Below are 2,065 nucleotides of genomic sequence, written 5' to 3'. Positions count from 1 at the left end.
ATCAGTGGGGCCAGGTGCGACCGGGCGATCAGCTGAAGGGAATCCTCAGCGACCCGGTGCAATTCGTGCACACCTTCGGCGAGAGCATCGCGCTGCGCGACCATCGCTGGTTCAACCAGTTCTTCGGCGAACTCGGTTTCGCGTATGTGGACGTGCCCGCGATTTCGATGCTGGCGTGCCTGCTCGCCTTCGCGGTGAGTTTCGGCATCGTCGATCGGATGAGTGCCACCACAGCCACTTTCCGTCGCACGCTGATCGTGGCGCTCACGGTGCTCGCGAGCGTTGCGATGATCTACGTGACGCTGTACATGTCGTTCACGCCGGTCGATTTCTATATCATCGACGGTGTGCAGGGCCGGTATTTCGTGCCGCTGGCAATCATGGGACTGGCGGTGCTGGCTCGCGTGGTGGGGCTGCGACTCACGAATTCCGATGGCGTGATTCCGGCCCGCGGGACCGCGATCACCATCGCCTGTGCGTCGACTTTCGCGCTTGTCGCTACCGCCGCAACGTATTACACCGTCGTCTGGGGATAATTCCCCAGACGACGGTGGGGATTACAGAGTTTTCTCGCCCGCTGCCGCGTAGGCGCGTTCGGTATCGGCCTTTTTCGGTCGCCACCAGTTCTCGTTGTCGCGGTACCAGGCGACGGTGTCGGCCAGGCCGGCGCGGAAGTCCGCGTAGCGCGGTGACCAGCCCAGCTCCTCGCGCAGCAGACTCGCGTCGATGGCGTAGCGCTGGTCGTGGCCGGGGCGGTCCGTCACGTGATCGAAGTCGGTGGGCTCTCGATCGAACGCCTGCAGAATGAGCTGGACGACCGTGAGGTTGTCGAGTTCACCCTGGGCGCCGATCAGATAGGTCTTGCCGGTCCGGCCACGCTCGAGAATGTCCCAGACCGCGCGGTTGTGGTCGTCGACGTGGATCCAGTCGCGCACCTGATGGCCCGCGCCGTACAGCCGTGGGCGCACACCGTCGATCAGGTTGGTGATCTGGCGCGGGATGAATTTCTCCACGTGCTGGTACGGGCCGTAATTGTTGGAGCAGTTCGACAGGGTCGCGCGGACACCGAAAGACCTGGTCCAGGCGCGTACCAGCATGTCGCTGCCCGCTTTGGTCGCCGAATACGGGCTCGACGGGTTGTAGGCGGTGGATTCGGTGAAGCCCGGCTCGTCGGGGGTGAGATCGCCGTACACCTCGTCGGTGGAGACGTGGTGGTAGCGCACCTCGTGGCGGCGTACCGCCTGCAACAGCGAGTATGTGCCGACGATATTGGTCTGCACGAACGGCCACGGCTCGGCCAGGGAGTTGTCGTTGTGGGATTCGGCCGCGAAATGCACGACCGCGTCCACCCCACTGACCAGGTTGTCGACAAGATCGAGATCGGCGATATCGCCGTGCACGAATTCGATCCGATCCGCGACCGGATCCAGCGATGCCCGGTTGCCCGCGTAAGTGAGCGCGTCGAGCACGGTCACTTGGACATCCGGGCGCGTGGCCACGGTCTGCTGGACGAAATTCGCACCGATGAACCCGGCCCCGCCGGTTACGAGCACTCGCACTCGGTCAACGATACGTGCATTCCGTGGACGCTCGTGACGAAAGGTGTCACCGTTATGTGTTGCTGGAACGTCTCTGACCTGTGACCCGGCATATATTTACACAGTGATCTCCGTCACATTACCTGTAGGTAGGTTAAGACTCAAAGTCGGTTTTCCTGAGAAAAAGCCCGGTCAACGCTCAGGTTTCTATCAGCGCACAGGCATCGGAGTATCAACGGTGAACAAAACTTGAACTAACAGTCACAGCAGGTTCACCTCTGGTTAGCTGCGGGAGCTTTTGATCTACGAGTCCCCTCCGCACGCTCCAAACTTGAGGTTCAACAAAAATGCTGATGAGGAAATTCGCCGCCACGTCGGCGCTGCTGATCGCCGCCATGGGCGTCACCGCCGGCACCGTGAACGCCGCGCCGGCCGAAGAAGCCGCCCCGATCAACTACTCCGCCGAGGTCGTCGACGGTTCCAAGTCCGTCATCACCACCGATGCCGGCTCGCTGGTCGTCGAAGAC

2 protein-coding genes are annotated in these 2,065 nt (G+C 62.0%); one reads left to right on the top strand and one right to left on the bottom strand.

All coding sequences use genetic code 11. The annotated features are described in order from the left end of the window. The coding region (locus ACFWF3_RS33630) for a DUF2142 domain-containing protein (RefSeq protein ID WP_379318007.1) at positions 1 to 536 on the top strand (536 nt) is incomplete at its 5' end. A 21-nt stretch (positions 537 to 557) separates the two neighbouring features. Here the strand turns inward: ACFWF3_RS33630 and rfbB are convergent. Further along, positions 558 to 1,559 carry a dTDP-glucose 4,6-dehydratase gene (gene rfbB, locus ACFWF3_RS33625; RefSeq protein WP_378989525.1) on the bottom strand — a complete coding sequence of 334 codons (1,002 nt, stop codon included), beginning with the start codon at positions 1,557 to 1,559 and terminating at the stop codon, positions 558 to 560. Positions 1,560 to 2,065 lie beyond the last annotated feature (506 nt).

The sequence above is a fragment of the Nocardia sp. NPDC060220 genome, assembly GCF_042727815.1.
GTDB lineage: Bacteria > Actinomycetota > Actinomycetes > Mycobacteriales > Mycobacteriaceae > Nocardia.
This window is presented reverse-complemented; position numbering and strand designations above follow the sequence as displayed.